At 60.1% G+C, this 17912-nt stretch carries 17 protein-coding genes; 13 read left to right on the top strand and 4 right to left on the bottom strand.

Annotation, left to right across the window (positions count from 1 at the left end; all coding sequences use genetic code 11):
• Window positions 1-281 precede the first annotated feature (281 nt).
• Complete coding sequence (locus HF257_RS30900; RefSeq protein WP_185705498.1) at window positions 282-548, top strand: hypothetical protein; 267 nt, start codon at window positions 282-284, stop codon at window positions 546-548.
• Window positions 549-572: 24 nt separating this feature from the next.
• Window positions 573-902 (top strand): DUF6388 family protein, encoded by a 330-nt coding sequence (locus HF257_RS30895; RefSeq protein WP_185705496.1) that lies wholly within the window; start codon window positions 573-575, stop codon window positions 900-902.
• A gap of 8 nt (window positions 903-910) precedes the next feature.
• Here the strand turns inward: HF257_RS30895 and HF257_RS30890 are convergent, their stop codons facing one another.
• The 3 genes from HF257_RS30890 to tssA are packed head-to-tail and all read right to left on the bottom strand — an operon-like array spanning window position 911 to window position 4325.
• Entirely contained in the window at window positions 911-1753 is an 843-nt protein-coding gene (locus HF257_RS30890) for a serine/threonine-protein kinase (protein WP_185705494.1), read from the bottom strand.
• Window positions 1750-2460: a PP2C family protein-serine/threonine phosphatase gene (locus HF257_RS30885; RefSeq protein ID WP_332872215.1), complete on the bottom strand. Its 711-nt coding sequence runs from the start codon at window positions 2458-2460 to the stop codon at window positions 1750-1752. Before HF257_RS30885 ends, HF257_RS30890 begins: the two co-directional genes overlap by 4 nt.
• Window positions 2454-4325 (bottom strand): type VI secretion system protein TssA, encoded by a 1872-nt coding sequence (gene tssA / locus HF257_RS30880; RefSeq protein ID WP_185705490.1) that lies wholly within the window; start codon window positions 4323-4325, stop codon window positions 2454-2456. The genes HF257_RS30885 and tssA overlap by 7 nt, the downstream gene beginning before the upstream one ends.
• Before the next feature lie 479 nt (window positions 4326-4804).
• Between tssA and HF257_RS30875 the strand changes: the two genes are divergently transcribed.
• Complete coding sequence (locus HF257_RS30875) at window positions 4805-5320, top strand: Hcp family type VI secretion system effector (RefSeq protein ID WP_185705488.1); 516 nt, start codon at window positions 4805-4807, stop codon at window positions 5318-5320.
• Window positions 5321-5371: 51 nt separating this feature from the next.
• On the opposite strand, the gene HF257_RS30870 is transcribed toward HF257_RS30875, so the two are convergent.
• Window positions 5372-6193: an aldo/keto reductase gene (locus HF257_RS30870; protein ID WP_185705486.1), complete on the bottom strand. Its 822-nt coding sequence runs from the start codon at window positions 6191-6193 to the stop codon at window positions 5372-5374.
• Window positions 6194-6299: 106 nt separating this feature from the next.
• On the opposite strand from HF257_RS30870, the gene HF257_RS30865 reads away from it, so the two are divergent.
• The 10 genes from HF257_RS30865 to HF257_RS30820 all read left to right on the top strand — a co-directional run bounded on the left by HF257_RS30865 (window position 6300) and on the right by HF257_RS30820 (window position 17783).
• Complete coding sequence (locus tag HF257_RS30865) at window positions 6300-6794, top strand: DUF1543 domain-containing protein (RefSeq protein WP_185705485.1); 495 nt, start codon at window positions 6300-6302, stop codon at window positions 6792-6794.
• A 97-nt stretch (window positions 6795-6891) separates the two neighbouring features.
• A complete protein-coding gene (locus tag HF257_RS30860) occupies window positions 6892-7992 on the top strand; it encodes a polyamine ABC transporter substrate-binding protein (protein ID WP_185705483.1) in 1101 nt (366 codons plus the stop codon).
• A 24-nt stretch (window positions 7993-8016) separates the two neighbouring features.
• Complete coding sequence (locus HF257_RS30855) at window positions 8017-9435, top strand: aminotransferase (RefSeq protein WP_185705481.1); 1419 nt, start codon at window positions 8017-8019, stop codon at window positions 9433-9435.
• Window positions 9436-9500: 65 nt separating this feature from the next.
• The gene (locus HF257_RS30850; RefSeq protein ID WP_185705479.1) at window positions 9501-10349 is read left to right on the top strand and encodes a response regulator transcription factor; all 849 of its coding nucleotides are present in this window, start codon (window positions 9501-9503) and stop codon (window positions 10347-10349) included.
• A gap of 88 nt (window positions 10350-10437) precedes the next feature.
• Window positions 10438-10719 (top strand): peptidylprolyl isomerase, encoded by a 282-nt coding sequence (locus HF257_RS30845; protein ID WP_010210937.1) that lies wholly within the window; start codon window positions 10438-10440, stop codon window positions 10717-10719.
• A gap of 130 nt (window positions 10720-10849) precedes the next feature.
• Window positions 10850-12709 carry an extracellular solute-binding protein gene (locus tag HF257_RS30840; RefSeq protein ID WP_185705477.1) on the top strand — a complete coding sequence of 620 codons (1860 nt, stop codon included), beginning with the start codon at window positions 10850-10852 and terminating at the stop codon, window positions 12707-12709.
• Window positions 12709-13770 (top strand): microcin C ABC transporter permease YejB, encoded by a 1062-nt coding sequence (locus tag HF257_RS30835; RefSeq protein WP_185705475.1) that lies wholly within the window; start codon window positions 12709-12711, stop codon window positions 13768-13770. The genes HF257_RS30840 and HF257_RS30835 overlap by 1 nt, the downstream gene beginning before the upstream one ends.
• Window positions 13770-14792 (top strand): ABC transporter permease, encoded by a 1023-nt coding sequence (locus tag HF257_RS30830; RefSeq protein ID WP_185705473.1) that lies wholly within the window; start codon window positions 13770-13772, stop codon window positions 14790-14792. The genes HF257_RS30835 and HF257_RS30830 overlap by 1 nt, the downstream gene beginning before the upstream one ends.
• Before the next feature lie 10 nt (window positions 14793-14802).
• Window positions 14803-16383, top strand: a complete 1581-nt coding sequence (locus HF257_RS30825) for an ABC transporter ATP-binding protein (RefSeq protein WP_185712141.1) — start codon at window positions 14803-14805, stop codon at window positions 16381-16383.
• On the top strand, window positions 16380-17783 hold the full coding sequence (locus HF257_RS30820; RefSeq protein WP_185705469.1) for a sigma-54 interaction domain-containing protein: 1404 nt from the start codon (window positions 16380-16382) through the stop codon (window positions 17781-17783). Before HF257_RS30825 ends, HF257_RS30820 begins: the two co-directional genes overlap by 4 nt.
• Window positions 17784-17912: the final 129 nt, after the last annotated feature.

The following is a 17912-nucleotide window of genomic DNA, read 5'->3' as shown; positions in this document are numbered from 1 at the left end:
GAAGGCAGGGCCGCAACTACCGGGCTAACGCTACACGCCCTGCTACTCGGAGCGAAAGCTTTTTGCCATCTGCGTGAGTGTTTTTTCTGCAACGGATGACAGGCAATCCGCTGATTTATCCGAATAATTGAATTCTCTGACCTGTGCCAATCGCCGAACCTGCTTCAATGGGTAGTATCTGCGTTTTTTCTGCGCCAAATCCGGGTGCGCTCAGTCTCAGATTTGCCCGCTCAAGGAAAGGTGCCTGCGACGTCAGCGGATACCAAGGAGATAGGTTCACTATGCAAGACAAGCTGTCCACGTACATGCATCCGTTGCTTCTGAACGCGCTGCTATGGGTTTCAGGGGTAACACTGCTGTTGATGAGCAGGGACGTGATCGAACGGATAATCGGCGACACCAGCGGTAGCTCGTTTGACCTGGCCCTGGTGCTGATCGCCTATCTGTTATTGTTTTTGCTCAACCCGATGCGCAATTGGATCAATCGCCGCTTGTATAAACGCGCCCGCCGCCATGCCGCTCGCCAGCGGCTCAAGGCCGGGGCCTGAGCCCGCCTTACCTGGAGCAAAACCTTGTCCCAACCCGCTGAACACCACCAGCTCGCGCTGGATCGATTCTTGAACCAACACCCAGAAGTGGCCACACAGCTGAACACCCTCAACCCGCTGGCCGCGCAGGCCAAGGGCGAAACGCTGGCGGAGTACCGCGCCGAACGATTGCATGAGGCATTCGAGGCAGAAGCTGAACGCCAGGGTCTCTTTGCCTGGGAGTTGACCCTCAAGCTGACTGCCGACTCCATCGAAGCCTTTGAAGCACAGCGCCTCGAAGTGCACAAGGAAGTGGCGCAGATGGCCGGCCTCAGTTGGGTCGAATACTGCCAACTGCATGATTTTCCAGGCTGATGCACCCACTAGAAAAACCAACGACGGCGCCTGCGTACCAGCGCTTCATGCAGTTCACTGACGCAAACGGTTCGGCGTTCAGGGTCTGTGGCGAGCGCCAAACGTAACGCCGGCCAACAATCGCTGGGTAACTGCCGAGGCCTGTGCAACGGCTGATTGCGTTGTTCCTCACCCAGCCGCCGACCTTGGGCGAGCGCATACAGCACACTGGCGGCGCCATACAAATCGGTACTCGTCGACAGACAACCACCCGCCATCAGTTCCGGGGCGGCATACGCGGGTGTCCAGGCGTGCAAGCGGTTGCGACTCAATCCTGGCAACCCAGCTGCTTTTTGCGCCTCGGAGTGGCCCAGGCCAAAATCGAACAGGCGCAACCCCTGCTCGCCAAACATGATGTTGGCCGGTTTTACATCGCCATGCAGCACGCCTTGCTGGTGGCTGTAGTCAAGTGCATCCAACAGTTGCAAAGCCAAGGGTTGCAGCTCCGGCCAAGGCAGACCATTCGGACACTCCTTAAGCAGATGGTCCAGCGTCATGCCGTGCATCAGTTCCATCGTGAAGAACGCGAGCTGGTGCGCAGTGTCGACTTCGAAAGAATACAAGCGCACCACATGCGCGTGGCGCAGGCTACGGGTCAACGCGAACTCGCTGTACAGCAACAGGTGGGCATCGGGAGACTCCGCGAACGTCTCCCCCAACAGTTTGAGCGCCACGCTGGAGTCAGGCTCACCCAGCACCTCATGCAACAGGTCGCGGGCACGATAGACCACCCCCATCCCGCCCGTGCCCAGGACCCGCTCAAGCTGATAGCGCCCCGCCAGTAGTTTTGGCGGAACGGTCGCCGTGCTCATGGCCGCACCACAACGGCAGTAAGATCGTCCGTCGCCGGCCCGCGCAACACGTTGCTGAACAAGCGAGCCACCACTTGTTGCGGTGTGCCCACATTCATTGCGCGCCCCAGATCGCCATGGCTGAGGTTCTGATACAAGCCGTCGCTGCACAGTAAAAACACATCGCCGGGGTGGATACCGAGCTCCAATACCTCAAGGCTCAATGGCTGTCGGGCGCCGATTGCACGTGTCAGGGCGCGAGCGCCCGGCTGGGCCAAGGCCTGCTCCCGGCTCAACTGTTGTTTATCCATGAGTTGCTGCAGTAAGGAATGGTCCCGTGACAATTGGTACAGGCGCTGCCCACGCCACAGGTAGCAGCGACTGTCCCCCGCCCAGATACAGGCGGCGCGGTTGCCTTCCAGCAACAACGCCACCACGGTGCTGCCCATGATGTCTGGCCGGCCACCTTGTCCCAGTCGGCAATCGACTGAGCGCAAGCATTGCCGCACACCCTCGATGCGCTGGTCCAGGCTGCCGTGCCCCGGCAACGAAGCCAGGCTGCTGACCACCCACTGGCTGGCCACATCCCCTGCTCGGTGGCCGCCCATACCATCAGCGACCGCCCAACAACTGCGCTGGGGGCAATCCAGGAACGCGTCCTCGTTGCGCACGCGCAGCTTGCCTCGCGCGGTTCGGCCAGCACTGCGCCACACAGGTTGGCTCACAATTGATTCGGCAGGCGGAAGGTACGCCAGGCGGCCATCTGGAACGGGCTGGGGTTACGTTGACTCGCCAACAGGTAGTTGGCACGCAGGCCCGCGAGATCGGCTTTGATTATCTGAGCCTCACTGCCACTGGCTGGCTCACTTTGCATCAGCTCCAACAGCCGGAACCAAGACCAGGCCCCGCTGTTTTTTTCGATACCCATGGGCCTTGCGGCGCCGCGCTCCAACACCAGGCTGCTACGGCCATTGCCCGCCTCGCTGGGCCAGTGGAAGGTCATGGGTACGATGGGCCCGTGACGGTATTCGAGCTGCTGGTCACCAATCCGCAGGACCGCTCGGTTGACCGCCTGATCGAGACTGTAGGGAGCCAACGTGAAACGCACAGCCCACTCGCCCTGGTCCTCACTGAAAAAACCCTGGCGAATCATCTGGGCCTTGCCCAACTGGTCGAGCAGCGAGCGCGACAACGGCAGGCTGCGACCGTCCAGGCCGCGCAACCGATAACGGCCGCCCTCGGCGCTGACGAAAGGCCGTAGGTAGCCCTCATAAAAACGCCCCATCACGCCCCGTCCTTTGAAGAATTCCTGGAAATCGTCCAGCGCAACGTCACTGCTGGCGTGGGCATTGAACGGATACCGTCGTTGGATGGCCTTGACGTAAAAACCATGGACCTCGCTTTCCCATGGCGCGGCGTTGGCATCAACCGGCTTGGTGCAAGGCTCGGGGGTTTGCAGATGGCGGGTGACGTGCAATGCAATCCAGTCGCGGGTGGTGTCATCGGCGAACGGAGTACCGTCGTGAAAACGAAAGTCGGGGAGATGCGGCAAGCGCTGCAGCAGCAAGGCGAAGGTCACTTCCAATTCGAGCATGGCGGGCACGGCTTGCAGTGCTTCCAGGCACTGCCAGACCATACGCAACCCGTCGAACCAGAACATCGCTCCCGCAAGGCTGGCCTCAAGTTCAAGCATGAGGTCGGCGTGATGCCCTTGGGCGAAACGTTCCTGGTAGCGCTTGAGCTTGTCGGGTGCTAGACCGCGCAACACGGTGGTGCGCTCAGCATCGGCCTCCGGGTAGCTGACCACTGCCAGCCACGTCAATGTCCGGTTCAGGCGCAAGGCCCGCAGGTCGGCGGCGTTCTGACGCAACCACCACACGCACAAAGGCCGCGCCTGCTCCTGCAGGGTGCGCAGTAATTTATGCGCATCTTTTTCGTTGTCGATCAGCGGTTCAGGCTTCAACCGCTGGTGGGTCACTTGCCTGACCTGGGCAATCACGCCACTTAAGCCCGCGACGACAGGATCGGCCTGAGCCGCATGTTCCAATCGTTGCGCCAGTTGCCGACGAACAGGCAACAATAGCGGCGCGTCGCCCGCCAAGTGCTCGGCCCAGAGTTCATCGAGGCGCGTCAAGTGCTCAAGTATCGATTGAAATAGGGGTTGCTGGTTCTGAAGCGACAGGTGTTGCGCGAACACCGGCTCCAGGCGTGAAACCAGCCAGCCAAACGCAGCGCCACGCGTACGCAGCTTCTCGGGGTAGACCGTCGACCAGTGATGCTCGCAGAGATGCCGCAACACACCGAGACCCGCCAGTAACCCAGGGAAGGATTCGCGCTGCTGCAAGGTCCAGGCTAACCAGACGGCTACACGCAGATCCTTGGAGTGCTGGCGCAACAGGCTTTCACTGTTTTCAAGAACGGAATGCCAATCGGGCTGGGCGCTGTCGTGAATCGATTGCGCTTTTCCCACCTCTGTTTCCAAGGCTTCAAACTCACTCGAAAAGCGCATATCACCGCCAGCAAAACTTGTTTGCGAACAAGGCAACCGTGCAAGTTCAAGGTAATAAGCGCAAAGCTTGTCTGAATAAACCATTCGGGACCGCACATGACTGCTCAAGACAGGACAGGCTAACTAAGCACACTTAAATCGTGCATCAGAACGCCCTCTAAACTTCACTGGACTCACCGTGAAGCCCACGAACCTTAGCCATGCAAAACACATTCAGCAAGCATCGAGACGATACTTAAGAATTCTCCTACAAGCCCCGTAAACTCAGGAGATAGCGCAAAATATTGCGCATTAAAAACATACTTAACGACTTATTTAAGCCCTCAGGCCAATCACTTTCAGCGTATTCTTCACGAGCAACTAAATGCGCACTTATGCGCAGCAATATCCACACAAAACCATCTTTTTTTCACGCGCAACCATATAAACCCACTCGCGCACAACTTCATCTCTTTGATTTTATTGGGTTGCAGTTTTCAGGCACGCTTCTTGTTATAGGCATTGGCCCAGCCGATAGACTTTTCGTCTGGAACTACCTTTTCATTCAGGCAAGGAAACCAGTCATGCCAACACCCGCCTATCTCTCTATCACCGGTATCAAACAGGGTTTGATTACGGCAGGCACGTTTACTCAGGATTCGGTAGGCAACATTTACCAGGAGGGCCATGAGGATCAGATCCTGGTCCAGGCGTTCGCGCACCAAGTCATCATTCCGCGCGATCCGCAGTCCGGCCAGCCCACGGGCCAGAGGGTTCACAAACCGCTGATGGTCAGCAAGGTGTTCGATAAGTCCTCACCGCTGCTGTTCAGCGCGTTGACCAGCGGCGAAGAAGTCAGTTGCCGGCTGGAGTGGTTCCGGACTTCATCAGCCGGCACCCAGGAACACTACTTCACCATTGAACTAGAGGGGGCGACGATCGTGGATATCCAATCTCGCATGCCCAACTGCCAAGACCCGAACAACGCCCACTTCACGCATTTGGAAGATGTGCACTTCAGTTATCGCAAGATCGTATGGACCCACGAAGTATCCGGTACTTCCGGGGCAGATGACTGGCGCAGCCCGGTGGCGGGTTAAGTTGGACTAGTGCAGGAGCGGCGCCATGGACGGCGCCGCTTTACCGGTTGGCTACACCATCGATAAGAGATGCTTGCGCTGGGGCGCACCGAAAACCCGGTCGATGGCGTCCAGGTCATGTTCATCCAACACCAATTTGGCAGCTGCCGCATTGAGCCTCACGTGCTCCGGTGTGACCGCCTTGGGGATGGCGATCACGCCTTCCTGGCGAAGCACCCAGGCCAGTGCAACCTGCGCGGGCGTGGCTTCATGGCGACGGGCGATCTGCTTTAACGTGGTGCTGGTGAGTAATTCACCGCCCTGGGCAATCGGGCAGTAAGCCATCAATGGCAAATGATGCTGTTGCCACCAGGGCAGCAGATCGAATTCGATGCCGCGCTCTTCGATGTTGTAAAGCACCTGGTTGGTCGCACAGGCCGGCGATGCGAGTTCCTGCAGGTCGGCCACGTCAAAATTGGACACGCCCCAACGGCCGATCTTGCCGGCTTCACGCAAGCGCTCGAACGCTTCGACGGTTTCTTCAAGCGGGTATTGACCGCGCCAATGCAGCAAGTACAGGTCAATGTAGTCCGTACCCAGGCGTTGCAGGCTCGCTTCACAGGCGCGGGGCACGCCCTTGCGGCTGGCATTGTGCGGGTAGACCTTACTCACCAGGAATACCTGGTCGCGACGCCCTCGGATGGCTTCGCCGACCACGCTTTCAGCGCCGCCCTCGCCGTACATTTCGGCGGTATCGATCAACGTCATGCCCTCGTCGATCCCCAATTGCAGGGCCGAAACTTCGGCGCGGTGATGATCGGGATTTTCGCCCATGCGCCAGGTCCCCTGGCCGATGACAGGGACGGGAACACCCGCCAGATCAATGGTACGCATGACAACCTCCTGATGGGTTCAAGACTTAAGAGTGTGGCATTAACTGGACAGCAGGGTTCAATCGAAGGATGGTTACTTCCTGTCAATTCGCCAGGAAGTTTCTGCAATGCTGTTTGTGGTCATGCTCGGGGGCAAGCACCCTCGGGCGAAAATCGAAGTACATGATGTGGTGTTTGCCGCAGCGGACACGTTGCAAGCCTCCTACCCGCAACTACGCGATGGCTGGTTTGGCAGCCCTAAAGGTGTGCATATCGACGGGTGGATGGCAGTAGACGGTGTCGATGGTTGGAAGGTCGAATTCAGCAATCTGGCCCCCGAGGCGCACGCGCACCACCTTTACTTCATCAACCTTGGCGGTTATGAGGCCAATAGCTTTGGTGAGGCACACCATTACTTGCTGGTGGTCGCCCGCAACAAACAAGAAGCCAAGAACAAGGGCAAGCAACAGATGCTGCGCCAATGGTCCCAGGCCCACACCGACGCCGTGATGGACGTTGACGACTGCCTGCCCATCGACCTGGTCGATGGACGTTACATTCACTTGGTGCAAGGCCCGCACCATCCGATCATCCAGCACAACGACTACATCGTGCTGCCTTGAACCCTACCCGAACGGGGTATGGCGCCCACCCGCCACCTGCCTGACAGTGCAATCAGTCCCTGCGCCTGATAACAAGCACAACTAACGGTGGGTCCCCATGCATAAAACCTTGATCGCCCTGTTCAGCGTTGTACTGCTAGCCTCATCCCCGCAGAGCCAGGCCGCCGATGACCCAGGCAATACCTTGCGCATCTACAACTGGGCAGACTACATCGGCGACACCACCCTGGCTGACTTCGAGAAGGCCACGGGTATCAAGGTGATCTACGACACCTACGATTCATACGAGACCGTGCAAGGCAAGTTGCTGTCCGGTCGCTCCGGCTATGACCTGGCGTTGCTCAACGCCTCACTGGTGCCCCTGCTGATCAAGGGCAAGGTGTTCCAACCCCTTAACAAAAGCTTGTTGCCCGACTGGAACAACCTCGACCCCTTGGTGCTCAAGAGCCTGGAGGCCCATGACCCCGGCGTCACCTATTCAGCGCCTTACACCTGGGGCAGCAACGGCGTGACCTACAACGTCGACATGATCAAGGCGCGCATGCCGGACGCCCCCGTCGGCTCCTTGGCGATGATCTTCGATCCCAAGATCGTGTCGCGGTTTGCCGATTGCGGCATTACCTTCATGGACTCCCCCACCGACATGATCCCGCTGGCCCTGACCTACCTCGGCCTAGACCCCAACAGTGCCGCGCCCAAAGACCTCAAGGCCGCCCAGGAAGTGTTGATGGCGGTGCGTCCGTACATTCGAAAATTTGATTCCAGCGGGTTCATCAATGGCCTGGCCAATGGCGACCTGTGCATGGCCACCACCTGGTCCGGCGACTACGCCACCTCCCAAGCGCGAGCAACGGAGGCCGGGGCCAAGGTCAAGCTGGACTACTTCATTCCCAAGGAAGGCTCGCTGATCTGGTTCGATAACTTCTACATTCCCGCCGACGCGCCCCATGTGGCCAATGCCCACAAGTTCATCGAATTCCTGCTGCAACCGAGCACCATGGCTGGGGTCAGCAACACCATTCACTACGCCAACAGCAACCTCGCGTCCAAACCCTTGCTCAGCGCCGATGTCCGCGATAACCCGGCGATCTACCCCGACCCAGCGACCATGCAGCGGCTGTTCACGCAGAAAAGCCAGCCCCAAGCCGCCGTGCGCCTGATCACCCGTACCTGGAATGCCGTCAAGACCGGCAAGTAAACCCAGCCATTGAAGGTAAATGCCATGACTCTGCCAAATCCTGCTTTCTTCGCCCAGTTCGACCACGCCAAGCTGGACGCCGCCGACAAAGCCCACTACATGCACGGTTTCCACATGTTTGACGAACACCGTGAACAAGGTTCGCTGAATATCGCAGCGGGCAACAGCGCCTACATCTACGACACCCATGGCAATCGCTACCTGGATGCGGTCGGTGGCATGTGGTGTACGAATATCGGCCTTGGCCGCGAGGAAATGGCCGAGGCCATCGCCAACCAAGTGCGTCAGTTGGCGTACTCCAACCCGTTCTGCGACATGGCCAACGTCACGGCCATCGAATTGTGCGCCAAGCTCGCCAGCCTGGCCCCCGGCGACCTGGACCATGTGTTCCTCACCACCGGCGGCTCGACTGCGGTGGACACGGCGTACAGGCTGGTGCAGTTCTATCAAAACAGCCGTGGCAAACCGACCAAGAAGCACATCATCTCGCGCTTCAGTGCGTACCACGGCAGTACGTTCCTGACCATGTCCATCGGCAATAAGGCCGCCGACCGCGCGCCAGAATTCGACTTCATGAGCGACCTGTTCCACCACATCTCCTGCCCCAACTATTACCGGGCGCCAGAGGGCATGAGCGAGGCGGATTTCCTCGACTTCCTGGTCAACGAGTTCGAAGACAAGATCCTGACCCTGGGCGCCGATAACGTGGCCGCGTTCTTTGCCGAACCGATCATGGGCTCGGGCGGCGTGATCATTCCGCCCAAGGGTTACCACCGTCGTATGTGGGAAATCTGCCAGCGCCATGACCTGCTCTATGTCGCGGATGAGGTGGTCACCTCGTTCGGGCGCCTGGGTGCATTCTTTGCCTCCGAGGACGTGTTCGGCATGCAGCCCGACATCATCACCACCGCCAAGGGGCTGACTTCCGGCTACCTGCCCTTGGGCGCGTGCATTTTCTCGGAGCGTATCTGGCAAGTGATTGGCGAGCCGGGCAAAGGTCGTTGCTTTACCCATGGGTTTACCTACAGCGGCCATCCGGTCAGTTGCGTGGCAGCCCTGAAAAACATCGAGATCATCGAGCGTGAGAACCTGCTGGCCCATGTGGAAGACGTCGGCGTGTACCTGGAGCAACGCCTGCAAACCCTGGCCGACCTGCCGTTGGTGGGTGACATCCGCTGCCAACGCCTGATGGCCTGCATCGAATTCGTCGCGGATAAACGCAGCAAGGCGCTGTTGCCGGATGCGGTGAACATCGGCGAAAAAATCCACCTGCGTGCCCAGGCCAAGGGTTTGCTGGTGCGGCCCATCGGCCACCTGAACGTGATGTCGCCGCCACTGATCATCACCCATGCCCAAGTGGATGAGGTGGTGGAAACCCTGCGCCAGTGCATCCTCGAAACGGCTGCTGAACTGCGCCAAAGCGGCGAGTATCAGGGCCGATGAGCCAAAGCGCCGAGCCCGTCTCGGCGTTTTTGCCTGGGCACGGGCCGGCGGGTAGACTGGCGGTCATGACCACAGCCCGCCCCTCCCCAACCCTCGACGCACTTGAAGCCTGGCACCAAGCCCTGGCCCAGGCGTTTATCCATGTGGACGAGACGTCGTTTCTCGAACACCTGGCCAGCGCGCTCTGCACGCTTACCCCCATCGAATCGATGATGATCAGCCTGGAGCGCCAGGGCCAGCCGCCGCACCTGCTGTACCAGCAAGGCATTCCCCGCGCTTATCAGGATGAAATCATCCACCGCTACTTTTCCCGGGGTTATCTGCTGGACCCGTTCTGCCTGGCGGTGGACAAGGGCCTGGCCGAGGGTTTCTACCACCTGGCACAGATCGCCCCGGACGACTTCTTCAACAGCGAGTACTACAAGACCTACTACCTGCGCAGTGGCGGCGCCCAGGAGAGTTACTACATCGTCGACCTGTGCCCCCGGAGCAAGATCTCGCTGTGCATGTTCCAGGGCTTGAGCGCCGGGCAGTTCAGCGCTGATCAACTGGCACTGCAGAAATCCACCCAGGCCATGGTGCGTGCCTTGCTACGTCGATTCGGCACCACCGGCGGCCTGGCTAAGGTAATCAGTGACGAGGCGTTTACCCAGACCCAGGCTCATCAACAGATCGAAGCCGCATTCATGGGCTTTGGCAGCGGCGTGCTCACCGTGCGAGAGCGCGAGATTGCCCACTTGATCCTGCGGGGCCATTCGGTAAAGTCCACCGCACAAGTGCTGGGCATTTCACCGGAAACCGTGCGCATGCACCGCAAGAACCTCTACACCAAGCTGGCGATCAACTCCCAGGCCGAGCTGTTCGCGCTGTTCATCGAATGGCTGACCCGCAGCGGCGCCATGGCCCGGGCTTGATCCACTCATGCAATCGGCGGGAACTTTGCCAGGAAATAACCGCCTGAATCCGGTAGGCTCACCCTTTTTACTCAAGGAGTTATTCCCCATGGCCAAAGCCACCGCCCGTCACATCCTCGTTTCCACTGAAGACAAGTGCAACGAACTCAAGGCCCAAATCGAAGGCGGCGCCGATTTCGCAGAAATCGCCAAAGCCAACTCCAGCTGCCCATCCAGCCGCGACGGCGGCAACCTGGGTTCGTTCGGTCCAGGCCAAATGGTTAAAGAATTCGACACCGTCGTATTCAGCGCCCCGGTCAACACCGTACAAGGCCCGGTAAAAACCCAGTTCGGCTACCACCTGCTGGAAGTCACCAGCCGCCAGGACTGATCCCGTCTGCGCTGATGCTGTAAACAACGGCCCGCCTTTTGGTGGGCCGTTGTGCATGTGATGACTGGCGACGCGCAAGCCTATAGCGTACAAATCCCTATTCTTATACACGCGGCGTACAAGGCTGATAATGCGACTGGCTTTTTCTACCCTGTTTAGCTCCACCCTGGCCCTGCTGCTGGCCAGCACCGCCGTGATCGCGGCGCCCCAACCGTACCTGACGGTGTACGGCGAACCGGCCAAGTACCCCGCCGGCTTCAGCCATTTCGACTACGCCAACCCCAATGCCCCCAAGGGTGGCACCCTCAAGCGCTCGGCCATTGAGATCGGGCGTTTTGACCATGTGCTGCCGTACATCGACAAAGGCATCGGTGTATCCCAGGTCGACGGCTGGCTTTATTCGCCCCTGGCCCAACGCTCCCTGGATGAGCCGTATACGGTCTACGGCCTGGTCGCCGAGAAGATGGAGCGCGCCGACGACGGTCTGTCGTTGCGGTTCTACCTCAACCCCAAGGCGCGTTTCGCCGACGGTACGCCCATTACCGCCGAAGACGTGCGCTACAGCTTCGACCTGTTGATGACCCAAGGCCGGCTAGGCTTTCGCACGCTGTTTGCCGACGTCAAGCACGTCGAAGTCGAAGGCGAGCGCCAGGTCCGCTTCGACTTCTCCAGCAATGAAAACCGCACCCTGCCCCTCGACCTCGCCACCCTGCCCGTCCTCCCCGAGCACTGGTGGAAAACCCGTGACTTCGCCAACGGCGGCGGCTACGAAATCCCACTGGGCAGCGGCCCGTACAAAATCAGCAAGATCGACTCCGGCAACACCATCACCTTTACCCGCGACCCTGACTGGTGGGGCAAGGACTTGCCCGTCAGCCGCGGCCTGTACAACTTCAACCACTTAAGCCTGGAGTATTTCGGCGATACCGAAGTAGCGCGCCAGGTTCTGCGGGGTGGCGCATTCGATTTCAACCGCGAGTTTTCTGCCACCGGTTACTCCATCGGCTACAACGGCCCGGCCCTCGACGATGGCCGCCTGCAACGCGACCACTTGGCCAAGGAGATGCCGCAACCGGCCCAGGGGTATGTGTTCAACGTACAAAAACCGATGTTCAAGGACCGCCGCGTGCGCGAGGCACTGGCGATGCTGTGGGACTTCGAATGGGCCAATCGGCAGATGATGCGCACGATGTACATCCGCCAGCAGAGTTTTTTCTCCAACAGCCCGCTGGCCGCCAGCCAACTCCCGACCAAGGAAGAACTGGCGATTCTTGAACCGTTGCGCGGGCAAGTGCCCGACGAGGTATTTACCCAGGTCTTCAAAGCCCCGGTCACCGACGGCAGCGGCATGATCCGCGACAAACAACTGCAAGCCCTGGCCCTGCTGGAAGAGGCGGGCTGGACACCCAAAGGCGACAAGCTGGTCAATGCCGAGGGCGAGCCGCTGGAGTTCACTTTCCTCAATGCCCAGGCCGGCATGGAACGCCTGTTGCTGCCCTACAAGCGCAACCTGGCGCAGATCGGTATCACCCTGAACATCCGCCGCATTGACCCTTCCCAGTACGTTAACCGGATGATGGCGCGCGATTACGACATGATCGTCATCGGCTTTCCCGTCACCACGTCGCCAGGGATGGAGCTTTACAACTACTTCGGTTCGGACGCCGCCTACGACCCTGGCGCCAACAACTACATGGTGCTCAAGGACCCGGCCGTCGACAGCCTGATCAAGGGCTTGGTCAAGGCCAATACCCAGGCGCAGATGCTGACCTACGCCCACGCCCTGGACCGGGTGCTGCAATGGAATTACCTGTGGATTCCCAATTACTACCCGCCGGGCACGTCCGCCGCTTGGTGGAACCGCTTCGGCCGGCCGGCCATCGAGGCGAAGAACGATGAAGCCCTGGAAACCTGGTGGGAAATCAGCCCTGTGCCGTTGACCAATGAACAAATGCAAGCCGAGCTGAAAAAACGCGGAGGGGCGCGCTGATGTTTGCCTATATCGTGCGTCGCCTGCTGCTGATCATCCCGACGCTGGTGATCATCCTGCTGGTGAATTTCGTGATTGTGCAGGCTGCGCCCGGCGGGCCGGTGGAACAAGCCATCGCCCATCTGCAAGGCATCGGCGGCGGTAGCGTCGGCGGTTCTTCCGGTGACGGCATCAGCGGCGGCTCCCGTGCCAGCCGTGGCCTGGACCCCAAGCTGATCAAGGACATCGAAAGACAGTACGGCTTCGACAAGCCCGCGCCGGAACGCCTGTGGCTGATGCTCAAGAACTACGCCCACCTGGATTTCGGCAACAGCTTCTTTCGTGGCAAGAGCGTGATCGACCTGATCCTCGAAAAAATGCCCGTCACCATCTCCCTCGGCCTGTGGGCCACGCTGATTACCTACCTGGTCTCGATTCCCTTGGGGATTCGCAAGGCGGTGCGCCATGGCAGCAGCTTTGACGTATGGAGCAGCACCGCCATCGTCATCGGCTATGCGATGCCGGCGTTCCTGTTTGCGATGTTCCTGATCGTGGTGTTCGCTGGCGGCACATCGTTGAACTGGTTCCCCGTACGCGGGTTGGTGTCGGAAAACTTCGAAGAACTGAGCACCGTGGGCAAGATTGCCGACTACTTCTGGCATCTGGTCTTGCCGGTGACGTCGCTAGTAATTGGCGGATTCGCCACCTTGACCATCCTTACCAAGAACTCGTTCCTCAATGAAATCACCCGCCAATACGTAGTGACCGCACGCGCCAAAGGCCTGAGTGAACGACGGGTGCTGTACGGCCATGTGTTCCGCAATGCCATGCTACTGGTGATCTCCGGCATTCCCCAGGCGTTTATCGCCGTGTTCTTCGCTGGCTCCTTGCTGATCGAGGTGATCTTCTCCCTCGACGGCCTGGGTCGTATGAGCTACGAAGCCGCCCTCTCTCGGGATTATCCGGTGGTGTTCGGCTCGCTGTTTATCTTCACGTTGTTCGGCCTCTTGATAAAACTGATCGGTGACCTCTGCTACACCCTGGTGGACCCGCGTATCGACTTCGCCGCGAGGAACGCCTGATGCTCAATCTGTCTCCTGTTGCACGCCGACGTTTCGAGCGTTTCAAGAAAAACCGTCGTGGCTGGTGGTCACTGTGGCTGTTTATCGGCCTGTTTATCCTGACCCTCGGCGGCGAGTTGATCGCCAACGACAAGCCCTTGGTGCTGAGCTTCAAGAACGAGCTGTATTTCCCGGTGTTCAAGCGCTACACCGAGCAACAGTTCGGCGGCCAGTTGCCCTTCCAGGCCGACTACCGCAGTGACTACGTGCAAAAGCTGATCAAGCAGGACGGAGGCTGGATGCTGTTCCCGCCGATCCCGTTCAGTGAAGACACGCCCAACTACGAACTGACCCGCCCTGCCCCCAGCCCGCCCTCGGCGGTGAACTGGCTGGGCACCGATGACCAATCGCGGGATGTATTGGCGCGGGTGATCTTTGGCGCACGGGTGTCGATCCTGTTTGCCCTGGCGCTCACCGCCATCAGCGCGGCCATCGGCATTGCGGCGGGTGCGTTGCAGGGCTACTACGGCGGTTGGGTCGACCTGATAGGCCAGCGTGTGCTGGAAGTGTGGTCGGGGCTGCCGGTGCTGTACCTGCTGATTATCCTGTCAGGGTTTGTGGAGCCGAACTTCTGGTGGCTGCTGGGGATCATGGCGCTGTTCTCCTGGTTGGCACTGGTGGACGTGGTGCGCGCCGAGTTCCTGCGCGGGCGCAACCTGGAGTACGTCAAGGCCGCACGGGCCTTGGGCCTGGGGGACGCCAAGATCATCCGCCGGCACATCCTGCCCAATGCGATGACTGCCACCTTGAGCTACCTGCCGTTTATCCTGACTGGGGCGATTTCTACGTTGAGCGCCCTGGATTTCCTTGGCTTTGGCATGCCCGCCGGCAGTGCGTCACTGGGCGAGCTAATCGCCCAAGGCAAGCAGAACCTGCAAGCACCGTGGCTGGGCCTGACGGCGTTTTTCACCTTGGCGCTGATCCTGTCGCTGCTGGTATTTATCGGCGAGGCGTTGCGTGATGCCTTCGACCCCCGTTCATGAGTGAATCCGTATGAGCGACAACCTGATCGAGATCCGCGACCTCAGCGTCGCCTTCAGCGGCCAGACTGTGGTGCGCAATTTGAGCCTGGACGTGCGCCCCGGCGAGTGCCTGGCGCTGGTGGGCGAGTCGGGCTCGGGCAAGTCGGTGACGGCCCATTCGATCCTGCAATTGCTGCCCGAGGCCGGCACGCAAACCACCGGTTCCGTGAAGTATCGCGGCCAGGAGCTGGTGGGCGCGTCGGCGGCCACCCTGCAAAAACTGCGCGGCAACCGCATCGCGATGATCTTCCAGGAGCCGATGACCTCCCTGAACCCCTTGCACAGCATCGAAAAACAGATCGGCGAAACCCTGCTGCTGCACAAGGGCCTGGGTGGCAAGGCCGCCCAGGCGCGCATCCTGGAACTGCTGGAACTGGTGGGCATCCAGAAACCCCAGGAGCGGCTCAAGGCCTACCCCCACCAACTCTCCGGCGGGCAACGCCAACGGGTAATGATCGCCATGGCCCTGGCTTGCGAGCCGGAATTGCTGATCGCCGATGAACCCACCACCGCGCTGGACGTGACGGTGCAGCGCAAGATCCTGCTGCTGCTCAAGTCCCTGCAACAACGTTTGGGCATGTCATTGCTGCTGATCAGCCACGACCTCAACCTGGTGCGCAGCATTGCCCAGCGTGTGTGCGTGATGCGCGCTGGCGAGATCGTCGAGCAGGCCGATTGCCAAACGCTGTTCACGGCACCGCAACACCCTTACAGCCGCCTGTTGCTGGACGCGGAGCCGGCGGGCGATGCCCTGTGCAGCGACGCGCGCGAAACGGTGTTGCAGGTGGATAACCTGACCGTGCAATTCCCGCTCAGCGGCGGCTTGTTCCGGCGCAAAACCTATTTGCGTGCCGTGGACGGCATCAGCCTCAGCGTGCAACGCGGCAAGACCTTGGGGATTGTCGGCGAGTCCGGTTCGGGCAAGTCAACGTTGGGCCAGGCGATCCTGCGTTTGCTGGACTCCACCGGCAGCATTCGCTTCCAGGGCGAAGCCCTCGACCCGCTGAACAATCAGCAGATGCGCCCATGGCGCAAGCAGATGCAGGTGGTGTTCCAGGACCCTTACGGCAGCCTCAGCCCGCGCATGTCCGTGCAGCAGATCATCAGCGAGGGCTTGGAAGTGCACGCCCCATGTAGCCTGGCCGACCGCGATGCGCAGGTGATCCAGGTGCTCAAGGACGTGGGCCTCGACCCCGAGAGCCGTCACCGTTACCCCCATGAGTTTTCCGGCGGCCAGCGCCAACGCATCGCCATCGCGCGCGCCCTGGTACTCAAGCCCGCGCTGATGCTGCTGGATGAGCCCACCTCGGCCCTCGACCGCACCGTGCAGAAACAAGTGGTGGCGCTGCTGCGTGAGCTGCAAGAGAAATACGGCCTGACCTACCTGTTTATCAGTCACGACCTGGCAGTGGTGCGTGCGATGGCGCATGACATGATCGTGATCAAGGATGGCAAGGTGGTCGAGGCCGGGGCGAGCCATCAGGTGTTCGACGCACCGCAGCACCCCTACACCCAGGAATTGCTGGCAGCCGCATGCGGGTTGTCGACATGAATACCCGCCTCACGGACTACCAACAGGTTCGCGGCCTGGCCATCCAGTCGCTGTTCGAGATCATCGAGCAGTCCAGCGAAGGCACGGTGATTGTCGACCGCGACGCGAATATCGTGTGGATGAACGAGCGCTACGCCAAGCGCTTCGGCCTCAAAAGCGCCGATGAAGCCATCGGCCAACCCTGCGAGCAGGTGATTTCCAACAGCCTGTTGCGCCAGGTGGTGCGCAACGACCAGCCAATTCTGCTGGATATCCAGGACACGCCCAAGGGCCCGTTGGTGGTGATGCGCCTGCCGATCCACGACGATGCTGGCGCAGTGATCGGCGCGATTGGGTTTGCGCTGTTTGATGAACTGCGCAACCTGTCGCCATTGATCGAGCGTTACCTGAGCATGCAGCAGGAGCTGGCCTCCACTCGCTCGCTGCTGCGCTCGCGCCAGAGCAAGTACAACTTCGCGCATTTTATCGGCACCAGCGCTGCCAGCCTGGAGGTCAAACGTCGTGCGCGGCGTAGCGCGAGTGCCGAATCTCCGGTGTTGTTGCTAGGCGAAACCGGCACCGGCAAGGAGTTGCTGGCCCAGGCGATTCACGGCGCCTCACCTCGAGCGCACAAGGCGTTTGTCAGCATCAACAGTGCAGCCATTCCGGGCGACCTGCTGGAAGCCGAGTTTTTTGGCACCGCGCCGGGCGCGTTTACCGGTGCCGACCGCAAGGGGCGTCCCGGCAAGTTCCAGATTGCCCAAGGCGGTACGCTGTTCCTCGACGAAATTGGCGACATGCCCCTGCCACTGCAAAGCAAGCTGCTGCGGGTGTTGCAAGAAAAGGAATTTGAACCGGTGGGCTCCAACGAGATGCTGCACAGCGATGTGCGGGTGATCGCAGCCACCTCCATGGACCTGGAAGCCGCGATCAAGCGCGGCGAGTTTCGGGCGGATTTGTATTACCGGCTCAACGTGCTGCCGATCCAGGTGCCGCCGTTGCGTGAGCGACTGGAAGATATTCCGGCGTTGAGCGAGGCGATTCTGGAGGAGCTGCGCAGCCAACACGAACTGGACCGTGAAGCCCTGGCGCTGCTGGCACAACACGCCTGGCCAGGGAATATCCGCGAGCTGCGCAATGTACTGGAGCGGGCGGCGTTGTTGAGTGATGACCTGGTGTTGAATGCACAGGAAGTCCGCGCGGCGATTGGGACGTTTACCCCCGTGGAACGCAGTGCCGTGGCGTCGGTAGCCGGTGAAAGTTTCAGCGCGGCGCGGGAGCGGTTTGATCGGCAGCTCATTGCAGCGGCGTTGAGTGAATGCGAGGGGAATGTGGTGGAGGCGGCCAAGCAGCTGGGGCTGGGGCGGTCGACGTTGTATAAGAAGATGGTGGCGTTGGGTATTGCCCCGTCTCCAAATTGAGATTTAGATCTCAATATCAAGATAATCTCATGTGGGAGCGGGCTTGCTCGCGAATGCGGTGCATCAGCCAACATATTTGTGTCTGATGCACCGCATTCGCGAGCAAGCCCGCTCCCACAGTTGATCTTC

It is taken from the genome of Pseudomonas cremoris (assembly GCF_014230465.1).
Note: the sequence above shows the minus strand (reverse complement) of the source record. Positions and strands in the feature narration are given on the sequence as shown.

Coding starts and splice junctions, on each gene's coding strand:
- HF257_RS30855 (WP_185705481.1), top strand. CDS start 8,017: ATGACTCTGCCAAATCCTGCTTTCTTCGCCCAGTTCGACCACGCCAAG.
- HF257_RS30845 (WP_010210937.1), top strand. CDS start 10,438: ATGGCCAAAGCCACCGCCCGTCACATCCTCGTTTCCACTGAAGACAAG.
- HF257_RS30890 (WP_185705494.1), bottom strand. CDS start 1,753: ATGAGCACGGCGACCGTTCCGCCAAAACTACTGGCGGGGCGCTATCAG.
- HF257_RS30900 (WP_185705498.1), top strand. CDS start 282: ATGCAAGACAAGCTGTCCACGTACATGCATCCGTTGCTTCTGAACGCG.
- HF257_RS30835 (WP_185705475.1), top strand. CDS start 12,709: ATGTTTGCCTATATCGTGCGTCGCCTGCTGCTGATCATCCCGACGCTG.
- HF257_RS30825 (WP_185712141.1), top strand. CDS start 14,803: ATGAGCGACAACCTGATCGAGATCCGCGACCTCAGCGTCGCCTTCAGC.
- HF257_RS30840 (WP_185705477.1), top strand. CDS start 10,850: ATGCGACTGGCTTTTTCTACCCTGTTTAGCTCCACCCTGGCCCTGCTG.
- HF257_RS30860 (WP_185705483.1), top strand. CDS start 6,892: ATGCATAAAACCTTGATCGCCCTGTTCAGCGTTGTACTGCTAGCCTCA.
- HF257_RS30820 (WP_185705469.1), top strand. CDS start 16,380: ATGAATACCCGCCTCACGGACTACCAACAGGTTCGCGGCCTGGCCATC.
- HF257_RS30830 (WP_185705473.1), top strand. CDS start 13,770: ATGCTCAATCTGTCTCCTGTTGCACGCCGACGTTTCGAGCGTTTCAAG.
- HF257_RS30850 (WP_185705479.1), top strand. CDS start 9,501: ATGACCACAGCCCGCCCCTCCCCAACCCTCGACGCACTTGAAGCCTGG.
- HF257_RS30865 (WP_185705485.1), top strand. CDS start 6,300: ATGCTGTTTGTGGTCATGCTCGGGGGCAAGCACCCTCGGGCGAAAATC.
- tssA (WP_185705490.1), bottom strand. CDS start 4,325: ATGGTTTATTCAGACAAGCTTTGCGCTTATTACCTTGAACTTGCACGG.
- HF257_RS30870 (WP_185705486.1), bottom strand. CDS start 6,193: ATGCGTACCATTGATCTGGCGGGTGTTCCCGTCCCTGTCATCGGCCAG.
- HF257_RS30875 (WP_185705488.1), top strand. CDS start 4,805: ATGCCAACACCCGCCTATCTCTCTATCACCGGTATCAAACAGGGTTTG.